The sequence below is a fragment of the Pseudomonas mohnii genome, from assembly GCF_900105115.1.
Taxonomy (GTDB): domain Bacteria; phylum Pseudomonadota; class Gammaproteobacteria; order Pseudomonadales; family Pseudomonadaceae; genus Aquipseudomonas; species Aquipseudomonas mohnii.
This window is the reverse complement of record NZ_FNRV01000001.1, coordinates 1,152,576-1,173,468: the sequence shown is the minus strand read 5'-3', so window position 1 is coordinate 1,173,468 and position 20,893 is coordinate 1,152,576. Positions and strand designations below refer to the sequence as shown.

Annotated in this window: 20 protein-coding genes and 2 pseudogenes; 16 read left to right on the top strand and 6 right to left on the bottom strand. The window is 59.0% G+C overall.

The genetic code is table 11. The features are described 5' to 3' along the window. Window positions 1–89: 89 nt before the first annotated feature. The 14 genes and pseudogenes from BLV61_RS05345 (at window position 90) to BLV61_RS05285 (ending at window position 15,720) form a co-directional block, all read left to right on the top strand. Entirely contained in the window at window positions 90–1,532 is a 1,443-nt protein-coding gene (locus BLV61_RS05345) for a carotenoid oxygenase family protein (protein ID WP_167361778.1), read from the top strand. A gap of 171 nt (window positions 1,533–1,703) precedes the next feature. Further along, a complete protein-coding gene (locus BLV61_RS05340; RefSeq protein ID WP_090463209.1) occupies window positions 1,704–3,182 on the top strand; it encodes an aldehyde dehydrogenase family protein in 1,479 nt (492 codons plus the stop codon). A gap of 92 nt (window positions 3,183–3,274) precedes the next feature. Continuing rightward, window positions 3,275–5,170, top strand: coding sequence for an FAD-dependent monooxygenase (locus BLV61_RS05335; protein WP_090463206.1), 1,896 nt, complete (start codon window positions 3,275–3,277; stop codon window positions 5,168–5,170). 524 nt (window positions 5,171–5,694) lie between these two features. Continuing rightward, window positions 5,695–6,066 (top strand): metalloregulator ArsR/SmtB family transcription factor, encoded by a 372-nt coding sequence (locus tag BLV61_RS05330; RefSeq protein WP_047530794.1) that lies wholly within the window; start codon window positions 5,695–5,697, stop codon window positions 6,064–6,066. A 46-nt stretch (window positions 6,067–6,112) separates the two neighbouring features. Continuing rightward, window positions 6,113–6,247 (top strand): annotated as a pseudogene (locus BLV61_RS31535) (arsenical-resistance protein); the annotation flags it as partial. Then, on the top strand, window positions 6,240–6,956 hold the full coding sequence (gene arsH / locus BLV61_RS05325; RefSeq protein ID WP_090463203.1) for an arsenical resistance protein ArsH: 717 nt from the start codon (window positions 6,240–6,242) through the stop codon (window positions 6,954–6,956). The pseudogene BLV61_RS31535 and the gene arsH, both read left to right, overlap by 8 nt. A gap of 182 nt (window positions 6,957–7,138) precedes the next feature. Then, a complete protein-coding gene (locus BLV61_RS05320; RefSeq protein WP_090463201.1) occupies window positions 7,139–8,143 on the top strand; it encodes an ArsJ-associated glyceraldehyde-3-phosphate dehydrogenase in 1,005 nt (334 codons plus the stop codon). 9 nt (window positions 8,144–8,152) lie between these two features. Then, complete coding sequence (arsJ, locus tag BLV61_RS05315) at window positions 8,153–9,373, top strand: organoarsenical effux MFS transporter ArsJ (RefSeq protein ID WP_090463197.1); 1,221 nt, start codon at window positions 8,153–8,155, stop codon at window positions 9,371–9,373. Between the two features lie 360 nt (window positions 9,374–9,733). Beyond that, entirely contained in the window at window positions 9,734–10,618 is an 885-nt protein-coding gene (cynR, locus tag BLV61_RS05310) for a transcriptional regulator CynR (protein WP_090463194.1), read from the top strand. 37 nt (window positions 10,619–10,655) lie between these two features. Next, window positions 10,656–10,823: pseudogene (locus BLV61_RS05305) on the top strand (glutathione S-transferase C-terminal domain-containing protein); the annotation flags it as partial. A gap of 145 nt (window positions 10,824–10,968) precedes the next feature. Further along, complete coding sequence (locus tag BLV61_RS05300) at window positions 10,969–11,886, top strand: LysR family transcriptional regulator (protein ID WP_047530785.1); 918 nt, start codon at window positions 10,969–10,971, stop codon at window positions 11,884–11,886. 2 nt (window positions 11,887–11,888) lie between these two features. Next, window positions 11,889–12,800 (top strand): LysR family transcriptional regulator, encoded by a 912-nt coding sequence (locus BLV61_RS05295; RefSeq protein ID WP_090469768.1) that lies wholly within the window; start codon window positions 11,889–11,891, stop codon window positions 12,798–12,800. Window positions 12,801–12,948: 148 nt separating this feature from the next. Further along, on the top strand, window positions 12,949–13,572 hold the full coding sequence (locus BLV61_RS05290; RefSeq protein WP_047530783.1) for a DJ-1/PfpI family protein: 624 nt from the start codon (window positions 12,949–12,951) through the stop codon (window positions 13,570–13,572). 75 nt (window positions 13,573–13,647) lie between these two features. Further along, window positions 13,648–15,720, top strand: a complete 2,073-nt coding sequence (locus tag BLV61_RS05285; protein WP_090463192.1) for a 2Fe-2S iron-sulfur cluster-binding protein — start codon at window positions 13,648–13,650, stop codon at window positions 15,718–15,720. Window positions 15,721–15,782: 62 nt separating this feature from the next. Here BLV61_RS05285 and BLV61_RS05280 read toward each other — a convergent pair whose 3' ends face one another. The 3 genes from BLV61_RS05280 to cynS all read right to left on the bottom strand — a co-directional run bounded on the left by BLV61_RS05280 (window position 15,783) and on the right by cynS (window position 17,307). Beyond that, window positions 15,783–16,445: a carbonic anhydrase gene (locus BLV61_RS05280; RefSeq protein ID WP_047530778.1), complete on the bottom strand. Its 663-nt coding sequence runs from the start codon at window positions 16,443–16,445 to the stop codon at window positions 15,783–15,785. Between the two features lie 41 nt (window positions 16,446–16,486). Further along, entirely contained in the window at window positions 16,487–16,735 is a 249-nt protein-coding gene (locus BLV61_RS05275) for a DUF2790 domain-containing protein (RefSeq protein ID WP_090463188.1), read from the bottom strand. Window positions 16,736–16,839: 104 nt separating this feature from the next. Further along, window positions 16,840–17,307, bottom strand: a complete 468-nt coding sequence (gene cynS / locus BLV61_RS05270; RefSeq protein ID WP_047530774.1) for a cyanase — start codon at window positions 17,305–17,307, stop codon at window positions 16,840–16,842. Window positions 17,308–17,693: 386 nt separating this feature from the next. On the opposite strand from cynS, the gene BLV61_RS05265 reads away from it, so the two are divergent. Beyond that, a complete protein-coding gene (locus BLV61_RS05265) occupies window positions 17,694–18,146 on the top strand; it encodes a cupin domain-containing protein (protein ID WP_090463185.1) in 453 nt (150 codons plus the stop codon). Window positions 18,147–18,329: 183 nt separating this feature from the next. Then, a complete protein-coding gene (locus BLV61_RS05260; RefSeq protein WP_090463182.1) occupies window positions 18,330–19,256 on the top strand; it encodes a Gfo/Idh/MocA family protein in 927 nt (308 codons plus the stop codon). Between the two features lie 180 nt (window positions 19,257–19,436). On the opposite strand, the gene BLV61_RS05255 is transcribed toward BLV61_RS05260, so the two are convergent. From BLV61_RS05255 to BLV61_RS05245, 3 genes are all read right to left on the bottom strand, one after another. Then, window positions 19,437–19,643, bottom strand: coding sequence for a hypothetical protein (locus BLV61_RS05255; RefSeq protein ID WP_090463179.1), 207 nt, complete (start codon window positions 19,641–19,643; stop codon window positions 19,437–19,439). 197 nt (window positions 19,644–19,840) lie between these two features. Further along, window positions 19,841–20,269: a hypothetical protein gene (locus BLV61_RS05250; protein WP_047530766.1), complete on the bottom strand. Its 429-nt coding sequence runs from the start codon at window positions 20,267–20,269 to the stop codon at window positions 19,841–19,843. A gap of 135 nt (window positions 20,270–20,404) precedes the next feature. Next, window positions 20,405–20,818 (bottom strand): VOC family protein, encoded by a 414-nt coding sequence (locus BLV61_RS05245; RefSeq protein ID WP_090463175.1) that lies wholly within the window; start codon window positions 20,816–20,818, stop codon window positions 20,405–20,407. Between the last annotated feature and the right edge of the window lie 75 nt (window positions 20,819–20,893).

Below are 20,893 nucleotides of genomic sequence, written 5' to 3'. Positions count from 1 at the left end.
TGCTGTGCTCAGCTCCAGGGTTTCGCCCATTGCGGCGAGCATGAAAACAAGAATCCGGTCGAACCGGTTCTACGATTTAGGTGATGCACATGACTCTGCAATTTCCGGCTCTGCCTAATTTCACTGGCTACAATGCCCCGATGCGCACTGACTGCGAGATCCTGGATCTCGAGGTGACGGGAGAGATTCCGGCCGAGATCGAGGGTACCTGGTATCGATGTGGTCCCGATCCACGCTTTGCGCCCAAGCTTGGCGACGATATCTACGTGAACGGTGATGGCGTTGTGAGTCTGTTTCGCTTTCACCGTGGGCGAGTTGAATTCCGTATGCGTCACGTCCGCACCGAGCGCTTCCTCGCCGAGCGCGAAGCGGGTCGCGCCCTGTTCGGTGCCTATCGCAATCCCTTCACCGACGATCCTCTTGTGGCCACGGTCAGTGGTAGCTCCGCCAACACAACCGCTTTCTTCCACGCTGGCCGTCTGTTCGCCCTGAAAGAGGATGGGCTGCCCTACGAGCTGGACCCTGACACCCTTGAAACACGCGGAACCTGGGACTTCAAAGGCAGGCTGACGAGCAAGACCGTGACGGCCCATCCCAAAATCGACCCTGCCACAGGGGAATGGTTGCTGTTTGGTTATGAGGCTGGCGGACTCGGTTCAAGGGACATGGTCTTCGGTGTGGTCGATAAGCACGGAAACCTGATCCGCGAAGACTGGTTTGAAGCGCCGTATACCGCAATGCAACACGATTTCGCGGTCACTCAGGACTACGTCATCTTCATGGTCTTCCCGACGACTGCCGACGTCGAACGCATGCGCGAGGGTGGGGATCACTGGGTGTGGGAGCGTGACAAGGAGAGCTGGATCGGCATCTTGCCGCGTCATGGCTCGGTGGATCAGCTGCGGTGGTTCAAACGGCCTGCGGCTTATTCGTTTCACGTGGGTAATGCCTATAACGAAGGCAGCATGGTTTACATCGACCTGTGTCTGTCCCATCGCAATGCCTTCCCGGGCATTCCCGACGCGGACGGCGCGCCTTACAACCCCGAGGAGGCGGCGCCTTTCCTGACCCGCTGGAGCTTTGATGCGCAGGATCCTGAGCAGAGCTTCAGCTCGCGACAGCTCAGCCCCATCCCCGGGGAACTTCCTCGGGTAGACGGGCGAGTGGTTGCGGCGAAGCACCGGGTCATCTACTACGGTGGCATCAACCCTGAACTTCCCCTGAACATCTCCGGCCCCATCGGGCCTGGCTCCAACTTGTTGGTTCGTGTCGACGTCGAAAGCGGTGCTGTCAGTGCACTGCATCTTCGCGATGCCGATTCGTTCCAGGAACCACAACTGGTTCCCGCCGCCGACCACGAGGGCTATCTGCTGGTCGTGGTGGATCATCACGACCGGATGCTCGCCTCGGTGGCGATCCTTGAGGCGGCCCACCCGGAAAAAGGGCCTGTCGCCACGATCAAGCTGCCCATCCGATTGCGTGACGCTTTCCATGGTTGCTGGGTTGCAAGTGGTGCGTCGAACGGAGCCTGAGCCACCTGCCAGGCGATCACCACTTTCAGCGACGACTCAAGGCACGGGAAGGGCTTTAGATCCCTTCCGTGCCGTCGCGTCTTTCTCGTTTGTTCATCAACTGTCGATTGTGCTTTGAGCGCGCATCTAGCGCAGCTCTTTGGCACATCATGAAGATCAAGGATTTGCACCATGGAACACACTCAAGTACCGCGCTATCTCATTGAAGGTCATCAGTACATCAACGGTGCCTGGCGCACGGGTCGCTCTGCCAGGCGCCTGGAGGATAACAATCCGTACACCGGCGAAAAGCTTCTGGAGATGCCGCTGGCCTCTATCGGCGATCTCGATGACGCCTACCAATCTGCCAGGACGGCTCAGGATGCATGGGGGAAAACATTTCCTGGGCAACGCCGCCAGTTGCTGGAGAACCTGGCCCGTGTAATGGAGGCGCGAGCCGAAGAAATTGTCGAATGGCTGATCCGGGAGTCGGGCAGTACCCGGCTCAAGGCGGGGTTCGAATGGCATAACACGCTGCAACTGGTGAGGGAGTGCTCGGGGCTCCCATTCCAGGTCGAGGGGCGCATCCTCAGCAGCCACAAACCGGGTGAGCAGAGTTTTGTGTTCCGCGAAGCGCTGGGGGTCGTGGGGGTTATCAGCCCCTGGAATTTCCCCCTTTACTTGAGTATGCGTTCGGTCGTTCCGGCCATTGCGCTGGGCAACACCGTTGTACTCAAACCGGCCAGTGACACGGCTGTCAGCGGTGGGTTGCTGATAGCGCACATGTTTGAGGAAGCGGGATTTCCGGCCGGAGTGATCAACGTCCTGGTCGGTGCCGGCTCTGAAATCGGTGATGCGTTCGTCGAGCACCCGGTGCCGAGTCTGGTTTCCTTCACGGGTTCGACTGAGGTTGGGCGAAATGTCGGACGGATTGCTACTGGCGGCGCCCACCTCAAGAGGGTTGCCCTGGAACTGGGCGGCAATTGCCCTCTGGTTGTCCTGAAGGACGCTGACGTCGAGCTGGCGGCTCATGCCGCTGTCGTTGGGCGTTTTCTCCACCAGGGTCAAATATGCATGAGTGCCAATCGGGTCATTGTCGAGCGTTCGCTCTACGCGGATTTCGCCGCACTGGTCGTCGAGCGTGTCAGGAAACTCAAGGTGGGTGACCCCATGGCAGCCGATACGGTCATCGGTCCGCTGACCAATCAGGCGCAGATGCAGTCGTTGCAGGCCAAGCTCGCCAACGCAAGGAACTCCGGCCTTGAGGAGCTTCATGGCGGCGAGCCGAATGGCCTCGTATTGCCGCCTCATGTTTTCGGCAAGGTTCCCGCGAGCCACGAACTGGCACTGGAGGAAACCTTCGGCCCGGTACTTCCTCTGCTTGTCGCCGATAACGAGGCCCATGCGCTACACCTCGCGAATGCGAGTGAGTACGGGCTTTCCAGTGCGGTTTTCACTCGCGACATGCAACGGGGTATCGAGTTCTCGCGAGGGATTGTGGCCGGCATGACCCACATCAACGACATCACTGTGGACGACCAGCCGAATGCGCCTTTCGGTGGTGAGAAGAACTCCGGGTTGGGGAGGTTCAATGGCCATTACGCCATTGACGAGTTCACCCGGGCTCACTGGATCACCTGGAGACAAAACGGCGCGAACTATCCGTTCTGAGAACGCCTGGCCCCCTGATGGGGGCGAGTCGCCGCACCGAAAGGCACAGGCCAAACGGTCACCATCGTTCACGTAGAGTGAGGACAACATTCATGCAGTTTCATCTCAACGGTTTCCACGCGGGTGATCCCTGCCTGCAACCCGCAAAGGAGGGGGTGCACAATCACGAATTGCCTGAAGCAGTTGATGTACTTATTGCTGGCAGCGGTCCCGCGGGATTGGTATTGGCAACCCAGCTCTCGACATTTCCAAACATCGTGACGCGCATCCTCGAGAGGCGCTCCGGGCCTCTGCTGATGGGACAGGCCGATGGAGTCGCCTGCCGCACAGTCGAGATGTTCAATGCTTTTGGCCTGGCCGACCGATTGCTGCGTGAGGCCTACTGGGTCAACGAAACGGTGTTCTGGCGACCTGACGCCAGTCATCGAGGTTCGATCACCCGTACGGGGCGAGTCCAGGACACCGAGGACGGCCTGTCGGAATTCCCCCACTTGATCGTCAATCAGGCGCGAATCCAGGATTACCTGCTTGAGTCCATGGAGAAGTCCAGCCGCCGGCTGGTGCCTGACTACAACTGGGAAATCGTCGATCTTGCGCGTGACGACACAAACCCCTATCCCGTTCAGGTGACCCTGCGCCGTACAGATCCCGGTCACGAGGGGCAGGAGCGCCAGATTCGAGCCAGGTATGTGGTCGGTTGCGATGGTGCCCGCAGTGTGGTGCGTGGCGCTATCGGGCAACAACTGCGCGGCGATGCTGCCAACCATGCCTGGGGAGTGATGGACGTATTGGCTGTAACCGACTTCCCCGACATTCGTCTCAAGGCGGCTGTTCAGTCCGCGACGGGTGGAAATCTGCTGATCATTCCTCGCGAAGGAGGTCATCTCGTTCGTTTCTATGTCGATCTTGGCATTGTCGATCAGGACAATCGTCAGTCAATTCGGCAAACCAGCATCGAGCAGATGGTCTCGATTGCCCGGAGTATTCTTCATCCTTACACGTTGGATGTGAAGGAAGTCGCCTGGTCCTCGGTCTACGAAGTCGGGCAACGTCTGACCGATCGCTTTGACGACTCCCTGGATCAACAGGGTGATGAGCGTGAACCCAGAGTTTTCATTGCCGGTGACGCTTGCCATACGCACAGTGCCAAGGCTGGCCAGGGCATGAACGTTTCAATGCAAGACACGTACAACCTCGGTTGGAAGATTGCAGCAGTGCTCGAGGGGCGCAGCGATGCCACTCTCCTGAAAACCTACAGCCAAGAACGTCAGCCTGTCGCTCAGGAACTGATCGACTTCGACAAGCACTGGGCGGCACTGATGGGAGGACGGCCAAAGGACCCTGATAACCCTGACTCTAGCGGAATCGACCCCGCTGAAGTGCAAGAGTATTTTGTCCGCGCCGGGCGTTATACGGCAGGTGTGGCAACACGCTACAAGCCTGGAATGCTGACGGGGGAGGGTCATTGGCAGCATCTGGCCGAGGGGTTGCACATTGGAAGCCGATTCCACTCGGCCCCCGTGATTCGCCTGGCAGACGCCAAGCCTGTCCATTTGGGGCACACGGCTTGTGCTGATGGCCGCTGGACGCTCTACGCCTTTTCTGACAAGGAGCAGACAGGTCTGCGCGGTCTGTGCAATTTTTTGAGCGAAGCCGCGTCCCCCTCGTTGCGCCGCATCGCGGCTCTAAGCGCTGACATGGACGGCATCCTGGATGTACGGGCGATTTTCCAGCAACCTCACCGTACATTGCGCCTGGAAGATCTGCCTCCGCTTTTGCTTCCACGAAAAGGACGATACGGGTTGATTGACTATGAAAAGGTCTTCACCGCGGACAGTCGTCTGGATGTATTCGCGTTGCGCGGCATTGATCGTGAGCGGGGCGCAATGGTACTGGTGCGACCGGATCAGTTCATCGCCCATGTTCTGCCCCTGGATGGATACGAGGTGTTGGAGGCGTTCTTGCGTCCGGTCTTCAGTTGCGAGTGAAGGGGGGCTTGAACATCCCCAAGGCCAGTCACCTGCGGCAGCCGTGTTGATTGATCGTTCCCGATGTTGATGGCTTTGGTTTGGCCACTTTCGGCTGCTCAACATTGTTCGTGTCGATCGGATCTGTACCCACCTGCCGTGTTCGGCAGGTGGGTACATTGGGCGCACTCGCGCAGGCATCACTAGCCGATGCGAACAGGCGTGAGACTGTTTCTGTGTGAGCGACTGACTCATTACAGCTTTCTAATATTCAATTTTCCCCATATATCCAAAGCATTTCGCCAGGTGCTAGCCTGCCGCTCGCCTTAAAATCAGGGCTTTGAGCTGACTGTTATCCTCAGGAACAGGCACCTTGAGGAAATATTTCGTTTCTTTTCATTTACCTTATATACGTAAAAACATATATTCGTTAAATCGTATATGAGTTGAGATTTCGCAGTGACCCGCAAGCGCCGGCACCCCTCACGACATTCATGAGCGCATCAAGATATTCATCCTGGTGAAACCAAACGCTGAGCATCGATATGGCCGACCATCTGACACCGACCACTGTTTTCAAATGCCTGGCTGACGACACCCGTGTCCGCACCATGCTGCTCATTACCCGTGAAGGAGAGCTTTGTGTTTGCGAGCTGACCTGCGCGTTGAACGAGAGCCAGCCAAAAATCTCCAGGCACCTGGCGCAATTGCGTACGTGTGGCTTGTTGTCGGACCGTCGCCAAGGTCAATGGGTGTATTACCGCCTGCACCCGAACCTCCCTGACTGGGTTCATCAAGTGCTGACTACCGTGCTGGAAAGCAACAAGCATTGGCTGAGCCCTGATGCCAAACGCCTTGATGAAATGGGTGACCGTCCTGAACGTGCAGCCGTGTGCTGTGCAAGCAAAATCGCCTGATTGCGCCTTCGACTACGAGATCGCTCGATGAAAATCCTGTTCCTCTGCGTTTGCCACGGTGATTGGCCCATTGGTGGAAGTGCCGGTACTGATATCCCTGGTCGGTGTGGCCCTTTGGCTGAAACGCCGCTGGTTCGATGAATCCAAGAGCGCCATTGCGCAGGACAAAGACTATGTTTGATGACCAAATCCCCCAACTCGATACCGAACTGGTTGATTTCCCATCGACTGACAAGCTGGGCATCGAGAAGACCTCCACCCATAAGCCGCGCATTTTGCTGCTCTACGGATCGACCCGTGAGCGCTCCTTCAGTCGCTTGTTGGTCGAGGAGGCCGGCCGACTGCTGGAGCACTTCGGCGCCGAGGCGCAGATTTTCAATCCGTCCGGTTTGCCGCTGCCCGATGACGCACCGGACGATCACCCACGTGTGAAGGAGCTGCGCGAGCTGATGCTGTGGTCCGAGGGGCAGGTTTGGTGCTCTCCAGAACGCCACGGTTCCATGAGCGCGGTTTTCAAGGCGCAGATCGACTGGGTGCCACTGGCGATGGGCGCGGTACGCCCGACCCAGGGCAAAACCCTCGCCGTCATGCAGGTGTGCGGTGGCTCGCAGTCGTTCAACGTGGTCAATCAGCTGCGAGTGCTGGGACGTTGGATGCGCATGTTCACCATCCCTAACCAATCCTCCGTGCCGAAGGCCTATATGGAATTCGACGATAACGGCCGGATGAAACCTTCTCCGTTCTACGACCGTGTCGTTGATGTGATGGAAGAGTTGGTGAAATTCACGCTGCTGCTTCGCGACCGTCAGGACTATCTGGTTGATCGCTACTCCGAGCGCAAGGAGTCGGCGGAAGAACTCATGAAACGTGTTAATCAGCGCTCCATCTGAGGCTTTTTCACCGTGCCACAACACCCATATTCCGTACTGCCCGGTGCCCAGGGAAGAAGGGCGCCCGTACCGGTTTGGTCGTTGCGTCCATAAGCGATTCAGCATCCTGCCCCTATTGAAAACATCGTCCGGTTCGATATCCCGTCGAACGCCCACTGACAACAGACACAGAGCACCACAACATGACGATCAAAGTTGGCATCAATGGTTTCGGTCGGATCGGTCGTCTCGCGCTGCGAGCCGCCTGGAGCTGGCCAGAGTTTGAATTCGTGCAGATCAACGATCCAGCGGGGGACGCGGCGACTCATGCGCACCTGCTTAATTTCGACTCGGTACATGGTCGTTGGCATTACCAGGCTGATTCCGAGGGCGACAGCATCGTCATCGACGGCAAACGAATCAAGGTAACGGCCAATAAGGCGATTGCCGACACCGATTGGTCGGGCTGTGATCTGGTGATCGAAGCGAGCGGCAAAATGAAGACGGTTGCGGTGCTCCAGGCTTACCTGGACCAAGGCGTGAAGCGAGTGGTGGTCAGTGCGCCAGTGAAAGAGAAGGGCGCGTTGAACATTGTCATGGGCGTCAACCATCAGCTATTCAAACCGGCGGAACATCGCATCGTCACCGCCGCTTCATGCACGACCAACTGCCTGGCGCCGGTGGTGAAAGTCATCCACGAGAAACTGGGCATTCGCCACGGTTCGATCACCACCATCCACGACCTGACCAACACCCAGAGCATTCTCGATCAGCCGCACAAGGACCTGCGCCGAGCGCGTGCCTCGGGGATGAGTTTGATTCCGACCAGCACCGGCTCGGCCACCGCCATTGCCGAAATTTTCCCGGAGCTGCGTGGGCGCCTGAATGGCCATGCCGTACGCGTGCCATTGGCCAACGCTTCGCTGACGGACTGTGTCTTTGAAGTCGAGAGAGCCACCACGGTCGAAGAGGTGAACCAACTGCTCAAGGACGCTTCCGAGAACGAGCTCAAAGACATCCTCGGCTTCGAGGAACGCCCCCTGGTGTCCATCGACTACCGTACCGATCCGCGCTCATCGATCATCGATGCGCTGTCGACCATGGTCATCAATGGCACCCAGGTCAAACTCTATGCGTGGTACGACAATGAATGGGGCTATGCCAACCGCACCGTCGAACTGGCCAGAATGGTCGCAATGGCAGTCTGAGGAGCGGTCATGAAAGTGTTGTCAGCCCTCGCTCCGCCAGTGCGGCAGTACTTGCTGGTCACGGGCAATTACTGGGCCTTCACCCTCACCGACGGCGCCTTGCGCATGTTGGTGGTGCTGCACTTCCACGCGTTGGGCTACAGCCCCCTTCAAATCGCGGCCCTGTTTTTGCTCTACGAGCTGTTTGGCGTGATCACCAACCTGGTGGGGGGCTACCTCGGCGCCCGGTTGGGCCTGAACCGGACCATGAACATCGGGCTGGGCCTTCAGGTCGCGGCGCTGCTGATGCTGACGGTGCCTGGCGCCTGGCTGACCATCCCGTGGGTGATGGGTGCCCAGGCGCTGTCGGGGATTGCCAAAGACCTGAACAAGATGAGCGCCAAAAGCTCCATCAAACTGCTGGTTCCGGAGGGGCAGCAGGGCAAGCTCTACCAGTGGGTGGCGATCCTCACCGGCTCGAAGAACGCACTCAAGGGTGTCGGCTTCTTTCTGGGCGGGGCCTTGCTGGCATCGATCGGCTTCAAAGGTGCCTTGCTGGCGATGGCGGGTGTCCTGGCGCTGATCTGGATCAGCAGTCTGATCCTGTTGAAGAAGGACCTGGGCAAGGCCAAAGCCAAGCCCAGGTTTCGCGACATCCTGTCCAAGAGCCGGGCAATCAACATCCTCTCGGCGGCGCGGATGTTCCTGTTCGGCGCCCGCGATGTCTGGTTCGTGGTGGCCTTGCCGGTGTACCTGAGCAGCGTGTTCGGCTGGGACTTCTGGGCGGTCGGGGGCTTCCTGGCGGCCTGGGTGATTGGCTACGGCATCGTCCAGTCCTTTGCGCCGGCCATCACCGGCAAGAAACGTGGGCACGTACCCGATGGTCGTGCGGCGTTTTTGTGGGCGCTGGCGCTGGCGGGCCTGCCTGCGGCCATTGCTCTGGGGCTCAATACCGGGCTGTCGCAACAGGGGGTGTTGCTCGGTGGATTGATGGTCTTTGGTGCGCTGTTCGCGGTGAACTCTTCGCTGCACAGCTACCTGATCGTGTCATACGCCAAGGAAGACGGCGTGTCGCTGGATGTGGGGTTTTACTACATGTCCAACGCCATGGGACGGTTGGCAGGCACGGTGCTCTCCGGCTGGGTTTATCAGGTGTATGGGCTCGGTGCGTGCTTGTGGATATCGAGCGCATTCGTGTTGCTCGCAGCACTGATCTCCATAGGGTTACCGAGGCATGCCGAGGCGATGTAAAGGTCAGCTCCGTGACGCTATGACGAATGATGTCGCCGGCGTCGGGACCGCCGGAACCTGTACCGATTACAAATAAATCAAAGTCGTAAGTCATTTCGTTTCCCTGCAAGGACCGCACAGCGCGTGTGCGTCAAAAGTGGCAATGGCTTCTGTGTTCAGTCTCGCCATCCCGGCGCAATCAGAGAACCAGCAGGGATGTCATGACTCAATTGTGCTGGGTGAAACAATCCAGGCCGCGATCTGGCATGAACGATCAGGCGATGCTCCTGGGTTTGTAGCCCGCTGCTGTCGACTGACCGATAGCGTCCAGGAGCGAATACAATGCAGCGCATAAGCAGAGCCTATCGAAGGGGAACCCACATGCTGCTACGACATTTGCGCTATTTACTGGCCGTCGCGGATAACGGCGGCTTTACCCGCGCCGCCGAGGCGTTGCATGTTTCCCAACCGACCTTGTCCCAACAGATCCGGCAACTGGAAGAGTCGCTCGGCGTTGTGCTGTTCGACCGAACATCACGGACCGTGAAACCGACCGACGCGGGGCAGGCCTACATCGAATGCGCGCGTCGCGTGCTGGTGGAGTTGGCCGCTGGCAAGCGCGCACTGCACGATGTGAAGGACTTGTCCCGGGGCACCTTGCGCCTGGCCATGACACCGACGTTCATGGCGTATCTCGTCGGGCCACTGGTACGCGACTACAAAAACCGCTATCCCAACATCCATCTGGAAATCTTTGAATTGTCGATGGACGATATCGAAACCGGGTTGGCGGAGGATTCGCTGGATATCGCGATCGCGTTTGACCAAGTGAGAAACGCGGACATCGAATCGATTCCGGCTTTTATCGAAACCCTGGGGCTGATGGTCGGGCGCGATCACCCGCTGTACGACTGCAAGACGCCATTGACGGCCCAGCAGGTTGCTCAACTGGAGTTTGCCCTGTTGACGCCGGACTTCGTCACTCGCGTCTGTATCGATGAGTACTTTGCAAGCGCGCGGATCACGCCGAAGGTGGCGATCGAGGTCAACTCGGTCAACACACTGCTGGAAGTCATCCGGCACACGGCGATCGCCACCATTCTTCCCGAGCCGATCGCTACCCAGGACCGCGCCCTGCGCAAGCTCGCGTTGATGGACAACGGACCTCGACGCGGAGCGGCGTTACTGCGGCGCAAAAACAACTACCACAGCGCAGCATCCGTCGCCTTCATGGAATTGGTGTCAGGAACCACGGTGGGCGATTAGAGCCGTGCACAGCGATCATTACGCTGGGTGAACTCGGCCTGCCAACGCACGGTTGATCACCGTATCTGGCGCCGGTTATGACGCCGAAGACGCCATCAAACGCTCCCATGGCTTGCTTGAAGTCATGGAAGACGAGCTGGGCCAACGTCCATTCCTGGCCGGTGACAAGCCGACGGTCGCCGACATTGCCGCCTACACCTACGTGGTTTTTTCCTGGATTGCTTCCTGTCAAACCGGCCAGCCCGACGGCGCGTGCGAAAATCGATGCGGCCGACAATACTGGCAGATCGAGTCTGCACGCATCGGCAGCCAGATACCGCGCTGTACTTTCATTGGAGAGAGAGTCGTCTATGGATCGCTTTCAAGAAATGCAGATTTTCATGGCGGTCGCCGAGGAGGAAGGATTTGCCGCCGCCGCCCGGCGCCTGAATATCTCTCCTCCCAGCGTGACCCGTGCCATCGCCGCGATGGAAGAGCGAATCGGCACACTCCTTCTCTCTCGAACGACCCGCAGCCTGCACCTCACCGAAGCGGGGCAACGCTATCTGGAAGATTGCCGGCGAATCCTGAGTGAGGTCGAGGAAGCGGAGGAGGCCGCCGCCGGGAGTTATTCGATACCCTGCGGGAATTTGACAGTCACGGCGTCGGTGCTGTTTGGCGAGTTATACATCGCGCCACTGCTGGCCCGTTATCTGGACCAGTTTCCCTCAGTGCATCTCAACGCCTTGCTGGTTGACCGTGTCGTGAACATGGTCGATGAAGGCATCGACGTGGCCATTCGCATTGGCCATTTGCACGAGAACAATCAGCACGCCATCAAGGTCGGTGAGGTGCGGCAGGTCATATGCGCGGCGCCGGCGTACTTTGAGCGATACGGCAGGCCGCTTCACCCCGCAGAGTTGAGATCGGCCAATATTGTGATGTCTTCGGCCAGCCATCTGCTCAGCGATTGGCAATTTGAGAGCGACGGCAACCCCTTGAGCTTTCGCTTTGATCCGCGGCTTGTGGTCACTGCGAATCAGGCGGCGATCAATGTGGCTTGCCTGGGGTGGGGAATCACCCGGGTATTGTCCTATCAAGTGGCCAGCCAGGTTGCCGCAGGTGAACTGGAGGTGGTGCTTGAGGCGTTTGAACCGCCTGCGTTGCCGATCCAGGTGGTGTACCTGAAAAACAATCGCGTGCCCGCAAAGGTTCGTACCTTCGTGGATTTCCTGGCCGAACGACTGGGGAACGACCCGGCGCTCAGACCTGTCGGCAAGCGTGCGTAATGATGGACCGTTACCATGAAATGATCGTGTTCGAGGCGCTCTCGGAGCATCCCAGCCTTGCCGCGGCGGCACGTCGTCTTAGCGTTTCCGGCCCGACGGTCGTGCGCGCCATCGCCCGGTTGGAGGCGCGCCTGGGTGTGCCGCTGTTAGTGCGCAGTACCCGAGGGGTGACATTGACTGAAGCGGGTACGGCATTCATGGCCGATTGTTCCCGCATCCTCAAGGCGGTTGATGAGGCCGAGGCCTCGGCCAAAGGTTCGCATGTTCAAGCGCAGGGCAACCTGACGGTGCTGCTGCCGCTGCTGTTCGGCCGTTATGTCATGACCCCCTTGCTGACGGGTTACATGGAGGCGTATCCCGAAGTCAAAGTGTTCGCCCATTACCATGATCGCTTTCCGAACATGAATGAAGAGGCGCTGGACGTCGCGGTGTTGGTCGGGCATTTGCCGAGTTCGTCATTGATCGCTCGGCAGGTTGGCCATGTGCGCTCGATCGTTTGCGGCAGTCCTGCCTACCTTGCCACTCACGGTGAACCCGATGTACCGCAAGACCTCAAGCGTCATCGACTGATCGCCACGAAGGCCTACAGGGACAAGGTCCAATGGGACTTTCAGGCGCAGGGCGAGCCCAACAACATCAAGGCCCGGTCGCAGGTCAGTTGTGCCACGGTACAGGCGGCCATCGATGCGGCGGCCCATGGTGCCGGTCTGACGCGCTGTTTGAGCTATCCGTTGTTCGACTATTTGAACAGCGGACGATTGAAACGGGTCTTGCAACCTTTTGAACTGCCGGCCTTGCCGGTGCATGTGGTGTATCGCGAAAGGCGCAGGGCCTCGATGCGGGTGCGCAGTTTTGTCGATTACATCGTCGACGGGCTCCGTGAGCATCCAGCCCTGCGGCCGGATGCGCTTTGAGCGATTTCAGCGTGACCTGGCGGTCGATCCCGCCATTTCAGCAGGCGAAACAGTGGATTGCTTTTTTTGGTCGTTCTCTCCATGGCGGTTACGGCAGAGCATGAGCACTCACTGTTAAACCCCTCCATGCAGCAGAGGCTCGGATCCGATGAAACGCGTGCTCATGTTACTGGCCAACGGCGTAGAGCCACTGGAAATGGCGGCTTTCACCGATGTGCTTGGCTGGGCCAATCTGCTCGGGGACCAACCCGTTGAATTGGTCAACGCCGGCCTTCGCGCAAAAATCGTGACCACCTTTGGTCTGACGCTCATCCCCGGTTTTTTATTGAGCGACCTGGACGTGAGTGGCTTCGATGCCCTGGCATTGCCGGGTGGTTTCGAACCGGCAGGCTTTTATGAGGAAGCGTTGAGCGAACCCTTCCTGTCGACCATCCGTCACTTCGTCGAAACCGGCAAACCCGTGGCCAGTGTGTGCGTGTCATCGATATGCCTGGGTGTGGCTGGCGTATTGCGTGACAGGAGCGCGACGACCTACCACCAGGAGGGCGGCAAACGGAAAAACCAACTGGTGGAAACCGGGGCCCGCTTCGTCGATCGGCCTGTCGTGGTCGATGACCACATCATCACCTCAAGTGGGCCGGGCACTGCCACCGAAGTGGCGTTCGTGCTGCTGGAGCAAATAACCAGCGTCGAAAATGCCGCGTTCATCCGTCAAAAAATGCGCTTTGCCACACCCGGCCGTGATTGGTACGAGGCGCCGCAAGTGCCGTAGAACCCATGCAGACCATCGCTCGTTTTTTGCGCGCGAGATGCACCTGTTTACGAATGGAAAAACGTAGAGGTGATCATGAGTCAGACAGACGGGCCGGGGGCATCGCCCTGGCATGCAGGCGAGTTGCACTTACAGGAAAGCGTTGGCGTCGCCCAGGTGATGGAGGCAAACGGACGCAGGGTCATACGCGATTACATGCCCGACCAGCACCGCTTGTTTTATAGCCAGTTACCTTATCTGGTACTGGGCGCCGTCGATGAGCAAGGCATACCTTGGGCCACCCTGATCGAAGGCCCTCCAGGCTTTGCCCATTCCCCGGATCCACGGGTGCTGCAACTCGATCGCCTGCCGGCGGACAGTGATCCAGTCAAACCGGCACTGCGAACGGGCGCCGCCGTAGGGTTACTCGGCATCGACCTGAAGACACGAAGGCGCAATCGCATGAACGGCAACATCAGCACCGCCTCTTCTGGCGGTTGTTGCGTTTCTGTGGTGCACAGTTTCGGCAATTGCCCGCAATACATCCAGTTGCGCCAGGTCGATCCGGTGAGCCTTGGACACTGCTCGCCGAGCGCCCGGGCAGAGCGTTTCAATGAGCTCGATGAAGCTGCCCGTAAAACGATCGGCAAGGCGGATACGTTCTTTGTGGCCAGCTACGTGGACCTGGACGGCGATGTCACCCAACGCTCGGTGGATGTCTCGCACCGGGGAGGCAATCCGGGTTTCGTCAGGATTGAAGGCAATGTGCTGACCATTCCCGATTTCGCCGGCAACCTGCACTTCAACACCTTGGGCAATTTTTTGCTCAACCCGCGAGCCGGGCTGCTGTTCGTCGATTTTGAAACAGGCGATATGCTGCAAGTCGCCGGGCGTGCCGAAGTCATTCTCGAGGCCCCGGAAATCGCCGCGTTCCAGGGGGCCGAGCGGCTATGGACGCTGACCGTGGAGCATGTCGTGCGGCGAGCCGCTGTGTTGGCTGTGCGTTGGCGCTTCGAAGGGTTTTCGCCCAATAGCCTGATGACCGGCAGTTGGGAGCAAGCCGCAGGCCGTTTGCAGGCCGACGCCTTGCGCGATCAATGGCGACAGTTGCGGGTGACCCGCATCGTTGATGAAAGCAGCACGATTCGTTCGTTTTACTTTGAACCTGACGACGGCGCCGGCTTGCCGCGCTTCGAGGCGGGTCAACATCTGCCCGTGCGCATTGGCGTGGCCGAGGGTGAAGCGCCGCTGGTCAGGACCTACAGCCTGTCGAGCGCACCTTCCGATAGTTTTTTCCGCATCAGCGTCAAGCGTGACGGACGGGTTTCGTCGCACTTGCATGAGCGGATTCAGGTCGGGGACCTGATCGAAGCCCGTGCTCCTCAGGGCCGCTTCACGGTGCAGGCGGACGAGCATCGTCCGCTGGTGCTGTTGGCCGCAGGCGTGGGCGTGACCCCCATGCTGTCGATGCTGCGCGAGGTGATCTATCAAGGGGAACGCATACGTCGCACTCGCCCGACCTGGTTCATTCAAAGTGCGCGGAGCCTGGCCGACTTGGGCTTTCGCGACGAGTTGTATGAACTGGCCACCCGCGCCAAAGATAAAATTCATGCGTTGCGTCTGCTCAGTCAGCCGGAGACCCATGCCCGCGTCGGTGAGGATTTTGAAGTGGCGGGGCGTGTCGATGTCGAACTGCTCAAAGCGTTGCTGCCCCTGGATGATTACGACTTTTACCTGTGTGGTCCCGGGGCGTTTACCCAGGCGTTGTATGACGGCCTGCGCGCGTTGCGCATTGGTGATGATCGTATTCACGCCGAGACTTTCGGACCTTCGACCTTGATTCGCCAGCGGGATCAACTGACCCCGGCGGTCGAGCAAATACCGGCGGCGAGCCACCCGGTCAAAGTGCTGTTTACCGCTTCAGCCAAGGAAGCGCGTTGGGAGCCAGGCGGCGGGAGTTTGCTGGAGCTGGCGGAAAGCCGAGGCCTGAACCCGGACTTCAGTTGCCGGGGTGGCTCCTGCGGTACCTGCCGCACCAGACTGATCAGCGGGCACGTACATTATCTGAACCTGCCGGCTGAAATGCCGGCCGAAGGGGATGTGCTGATTTGCTGCGCAGTGCCGGCACAAACCAGGGAAGGCGATGCCCCCCTGGTGCTGGATTTGTGAGTCGTGTGCCATCGGCCGCTCATCCTTCAAGCCTGTTGCGTACGGCTGGAGTCAGTGCCTGATCAGGCAACGGCTTTTTCGGGACGGGCCTGCACGGCGCAGGTCGTCGGGTGCTTGACCAGGGACTTGAACGTCTTGTTGTCGGCGTCCAGGGCGTCGATCGAACCGGTCCCGATGTCGTAGACCCAGCCATGCAGATTCAGCCGGCCTTTTTCCTGGGCCAGGCGCACGCTCGGGTGGGTCTGGATGTTGGCCAGTTGAGCGATGACATTTTCACGCACCATCGAACTCACTTTGGCGGCTTCATCTGCGTGAGGGCGCGACTCATTGATGACTTTGGCCGATTCGGAATGTTGCAACCAGCCGGCCACGGCAGGCAGGTGATCCATGCATGTGCACTTGGCGACGGCGGTCATGGCACCGCAATCGGAATGGCCGCAGATCACGATATCGGTCACGCCCAGCACGGCCACGGCGTATTCGACAGTGGCCGACACGCCACCCGGGTGCGGGCTGTAGGACGGCACAATGTTGCCGGCGTTACGAATGACGAACAGCTCACCGGGTTCTTGCTGGGTCAGCAGCTCCGGTACAACGCGGCTGTCGGAACATGTGATGAACAACGTGCCTGGGTGTTGCGTGGTGGCCAGGTGTTTGAACAGGTCCGTCCGTTGTGGAAACGCTTCCTTTTGGAACTTCAAAAAACCTTCGATGAGCGCTTTCATGATGCGTACCTTTCATTGATTGCGTGATGATTGAGTGACGATCAGTTGGTACAGCCGGTACCGATCACGTTGTATTCCAGCGTTCGGGTATCGCCGTGGGAATCCTTGTAAGTCATCTGCACGGGCGTCGGACCGCAGACATCCGCGGCCGGGGTGATGTTGATCACCTTGGCGATATCCAGATGCATGCCGTAGGCATAGGGAACGGCTTCTGGTGCGACCACCGGTCCCTGTGCGTAGGCTGACAGCGAGGCCGTCAGGGACAGGGCGAGAAACAGAATTTTTTGCATGACGAGTCCTCCATTCCAATGGGCTGATTGATAGAAGCGGGTTCGGTCGGTTTTGAAGCGGGCCCACAAAGGCTGCGGGCCGAATGACAGGTCCGGTTAGGTCCTTAGAAAGGACGCAGTGGCAGGAACTTGCCGTCGAGGGTGATCACCGCACGGTGGCCGCCTTCCGGGTCTTCGACTTTCTTCATGTCCAGTTTGAAGTTGATGGCGCTGATGATGCCGTCGCCGAACTGTTCGTGAACCAGGGCTTTCAAGGTGGTGCCGTAGATCTGGATCATCTCGTAGAAGCGGTAGATGGTCGGGTCGGTCGGCACACCCGACAGGCTGCCGCGCAGCGGGATGATTTGCAGGCGGGCTACCGAATCGGCGTCCAGGTCCAGTTTCTTGCCGATCACGTTCGCCGCGTTTTCTGGCAGCGGGTGCTGACCGAGCAGAGCGGCGGTGACGTAAGCCAGGCCAAGGCCGGTGCCTTCAACCAGGTCCTCGAAGGACAGGTTTTTGCGAGCCTTGGCGTCCAGGATTTTGGCGGTCAGTTCGAGGCTGGTGTCGTTGTAAGCGTGAGACTGTTGCATGGAGAATCTCCTGTCGGGGTTGCTGGTTGGGTATTGCTTGGGTGTTGCTTGGGTGTGAAACAATCTTCTGTCGTTTGTTCGATAGGGTCCAAGACCGATATGCAATCCTTTGCATAGGTCTTGCCTATAGATGCCGGTCGGAGTGCGCGCTGCTGTTGGCCCCGCACCGAGGCGAATGCGTGAAGGTGTGGATCGCGGGGAAAAAGCCGGAAAACGCACGCGCCCATTGGGTTTGTATTGCTGTGTATCTCCAGTGTCGCCAGCGACCTCGGCATACAAAAACCGGTCAGTCGGACATGTGGGAGATACACCGTTGACTCGAAATGGACGCACTGCATGAGCGAAACCCGCCTCGGCGTTTACCGTGCACTGACCGGAGAAATTCAATGCCTCGTTTCAACACCCATAAGATTCTCGGCAGGTTTGCTGCCGCCCTGGCCGCGGTGTCCCTTTGTGCATTCGCGGGGATGGCACAGGCTGAAGCGGCACACGAGACGTCTGCGGCAAAAAGCTGGCAGACAGGCCTGCATCGCACGGATCTGGTGAAACGTGATCTGGGCGTTTCCGACCGCGAAGTGATCCAGGTCCGCGTTGACTTCGAGCCGGGGGTCGCAGCACCCAGGCATTCGCACCCCGGTGTGGAAGTGGCTTACGTCATCAGTGGCACCTTTCAGTATCAGCTCGAGGGGCAGCCAGCGGTGACTCTCAACGCCGGTGACTCGCTGTACATTCCGGAAGGAACCGCCCACACCGCGACGAACATCGGCACGACCGCCGGTTCGGAACTGGCGACCTACATCGTCAAGAAGGACACTCCACTGGTTGTTTTGCAAAAATAAGCCGCCTGCGCCAATTGCCTGGCGGGCACGACCTCCAGGCAACCGTCACGGACCAATTTGAGCGCTGACGAAGGGAGCGTCAGGAAAAAGCTGGCCTTCAAGGCAGCCGAACATTACCCAGTCGAGAGAAACAGTGGTTCAATCCCGGCCAACCCATAAGTACAAAAAAATCAGGAGTCATTGATGCAACCGATCCGTCTCGGTCTGGTGGGCTACGGCAAGATTGCCCAGGATCAACACGTTCCAGCCATCAACGCCAACCCCGCGTTCCAGTTAGTGTCGGTCGCCACGCAAGGGCGGCCCTGCGCCGGGGTAGAGAATTTTCAGTCCCTGAGCGAGTTGCTCGAACGTGGCCCGCATGTCGATGCGATAGCGTTTTGCACGCCACCCCAGGGGCGATTCGCTCTGGTCCGTCAGGCGCTGGCCGCAGGCAAACACGTTCTGGTGGAAAAACCGCCATGCGCCACGTTGGGCGAAGCGATGGCATTGGTAGATCAGGCCGAGGAGCAAGGGGTCAGCGGACTGTTCGCCTGGCATTCACGCTATGCGCCCGGCATCGAAGCCGCCCGTGACTGGCTGGCCACCCGTACCCTGCAAAGCGTGCAGATCGACTGGAAGGAGGACGTTCGCAAATGGCACCCCGGCCAGGCATGGATCTGGCAACCTGGTGGCCTGGGCGTCTTCGATCCGGGCATCAACGCCTTGTCGATTGCCACCCATCTGCTGGCGCTGCCGCTGTTCGTTGAGTCAGCCGAACTGCGAGTCCCCGCAAACTGCCAGTCGCCCATCGCCGCTTCCATCAAAATGTCTGACGCGCGCCACCTCGATGTTCGCGCGGAGTTCGATTTCGACCACGGACATGACGAGCTCTGGAGCATCGAGATTCGTTGCACCGAAGGTATCCTGCGACTGGACAACGGGGGGGCGCGCTTGAGTATTGATGGTGTGCGCCAGGCCGTGTCGGAGGAGGGCGAGTACGCGGCGGTGTATCGACATTTTCAGCAGTTGATTGCCGACAAAGCCAGTGACCTGGACCTCCAGCCGCTGCGACTGGTGGCCGACAGCTTCTTTGTCGGCAGCCGGACGGAGGTTGAGCCGTTCTTTGACTAGCGGCCGCCAGCCGTTACCGTGATAAAGCTTCCACGCCGGACGGTTTGCGACTGGCGTTTGCCTCGGGCAAGTCAGGTATGTCCGTTGCTGGGCGATGGGCTGATTTCCTCGCCCTGAATGTCTGGCATCGTCGCATGCCCCGGTGTGAACACTGTCGGGCATGCGCAACGTTCACCGCAGTCAGAGTGAGTAGCTGATCGCCTGTCCAAGGTTATTGTCCTGCGTGCCAGCCATCAGGTGCAGTGGCACATGCTGCTGCGCATCCACGGACTGGATTTCGATACTGCCCACCACATGGAGCTGTCGCTCACTCAGTCCGGTCGACTCTTCTTCCTTTGCCTTGGCCATTCTCGCGTGGTTCGCTGCGATTTCATTGAGAGTTGACACGTTACATCTCCGGTGACTGACCAAGCGTATCGCTGGCGTCCTTAAGCGTTGAATTGAGGCGCAGCCGCGTCAGAATTATGTCGTTCTGGGGTGCTACGTCGGGCCTTTGCAAACCCTAAGCCAGACAGGGGGCTCAGGTGTCGTTCCGTTTTCATTTACGACGAAAGGTTGCCTTGGCCACTCGGCGCAGGACCACACTATCGGTACTTGATGACGATCCCTTTAAGCTTGCGCCCCTCAATGGTCTGTACATCGCGAGCCCATAGTGGCCCGTTGACATAAGCGCCCACCGGTTGAATATGGTCATAGACCACCACCACCGCATCGCCCCCGAGCTTGGCCGCCTCATCCCGCAGTTTTTCTTCTACCTGGGTGATGGGTGGCGCGGGATCGACGCTGGCGTCAATCAATATTTCACCCAATCGAACATGCGGGCGCAGCGGCTCGGTACGCAGTACGACCACTTCACTGGGCAGTGTTGGCGCGGGATGCTCGACGCCGACATAAGCGGTCGTTTGGGCGTCGACGGTTGCGCACCCGCCGAGAGCCAGCAGGGTGGCGATGAGCCCGCCAGCCAGAAGCGACAGTTTCAACCGGGTGGACCATGACAGGTCATGGACTGGCATAGGGGATCCTCCGAAAGGTCGCTGCTATGCGGGTGACTATTTGACGGTAGCAGACGGCCCGAGAGTTGCCAGCAAGCCCAACCTTTGCCGGTCGGGCTTTCTCATGCCTTGAGCATCGCGATCAGCAGGGTGTGCTCACTGATCCTTTTCGCAGTTGACCATCCATGACACGCCAAAACGGTCCACCAGCATGCCAAAACGGGCCGCCCAAAACGTGGCATCCAGGGGCATTTGCACACTGCCGCCCTCCGACAGTGCGGCGAAGACCCGCTCGGCCTCGGCGATGCTGTCGACGTTGAGGGAAATCGAGCAACCGCTCATGTCGTCCACCGGGCGATCGGGCGTGGTGTCCGAGCCCATGAGCACTTGATCGCCCACCAGCAGGCGGGTGTGAATGATCAGGTTGTGCAGGTCTTTGGGCATGTGTTCGCCGGCAGGGGTTTTACCGAAAGTCATCATGGCTTCGATCTGGCCTTGCAGGCTTTGGGCGTAGAAGGTGAACGCGGCTTTACAGTCACCGTTGAAGATGAGGTAGGGATTGATTTTCATGATTCGGCTCCCGGTCATTGAAGGTGCGCATCGGATTGGACGTTGCGTTCGACGGCAAAATTCCGATGGCATTGA

Coding starts and splice junctions, on each gene's coding strand:
- BLV61_RS05340 (WP_090463209.1), top strand. CDS start 1,704: ATGGAACACACTCAAGTACCGCGCTATCTCATTGAAGGTCATCAGTAC.
- BLV61_RS05265 (WP_090463185.1), top strand. CDS start 17,694: ATGCCTCGTTTCAACACCCATAAGATTCTCGGCAGGTTTGCTGCCGCC.
- BLV61_RS05320 (WP_090463201.1), top strand. CDS start 7,139: ATGACGATCAAAGTTGGCATCAATGGTTTCGGTCGGATCGGTCGTCTC.
- BLV61_RS05345 (WP_167361778.1), top strand. CDS start 90: ATGACTCTGCAATTTCCGGCTCTGCCTAATTTCACTGGCTACAATGCC.
- arsH (WP_090463203.1), top strand. CDS start 6,240: ATGTTTGATGACCAAATCCCCCAACTCGATACCGAACTGGTTGATTTC.
- BLV61_RS05285 (WP_090463192.1), top strand. CDS start 13,648: ATGAGTCAGACAGACGGGCCGGGGGCATCGCCCTGGCATGCAGGCGAG.
- BLV61_RS05300 (WP_047530785.1), top strand. CDS start 10,969: ATGGATCGCTTTCAAGAAATGCAGATTTTCATGGCGGTCGCCGAGGAG.
- cynS (WP_047530774.1), bottom strand. CDS start 17,307: ATGCAACAGTCTCACGCTTACAACGACACCAGCCTCGAACTGACCGCC.
- BLV61_RS05275 (WP_090463188.1), bottom strand. CDS start 16,735: ATGCAAAAAATTCTGTTTCTCGCCCTGTCCCTGACGGCCTCGCTGTCA.
- BLV61_RS05295 (WP_090469768.1), top strand. CDS start 11,889: ATGGACCGTTACCATGAAATGATCGTGTTCGAGGCGCTCTCGGAGCAT.
- BLV61_RS05290 (WP_047530783.1), top strand. CDS start 12,949: ATGAAACGCGTGCTCATGTTACTGGCCAACGGCGTAGAGCCACTGGAA.
- BLV61_RS05260 (WP_090463182.1), top strand. CDS start 18,330: ATGCAACCGATCCGTCTCGGTCTGGTGGGCTACGGCAAGATTGCCCAG.
- BLV61_RS05335 (WP_090463206.1), top strand. CDS start 3,275: ATGCAGTTTCATCTCAACGGTTTCCACGCGGGTGATCCCTGCCTGCAA.
- cynR (WP_090463194.1), top strand. CDS start 9,734: ATGCTGCTACGACATTTGCGCTATTTACTGGCCGTCGCGGATAACGGC.
- BLV61_RS05245 (WP_090463175.1), bottom strand. CDS start 20,818: ATGAAAATCAATCCCTACCTCATCTTCAACGGTGACTGTAAAGCCGCG.
- BLV61_RS05250 (WP_047530766.1), bottom strand. CDS start 20,269: ATGCCAGTCCATGACCTGTCATGGTCCACCCGGTTGAAACTGTCGCTT.
- BLV61_RS05330 (WP_047530794.1), top strand. CDS start 5,695: ATGGCCGACCATCTGACACCGACCACTGTTTTCAAATGCCTGGCTGAC.
- BLV61_RS05280 (WP_047530778.1), bottom strand. CDS start 16,445: ATGAAAGCGCTCATCGAAGGTTTTTTGAAGTTCCAAAAGGAAGCGTTT.
- arsJ (WP_090463197.1), top strand. CDS start 8,153: ATGAAAGTGTTGTCAGCCCTCGCTCCGCCAGTGCGGCAGTACTTGCTG.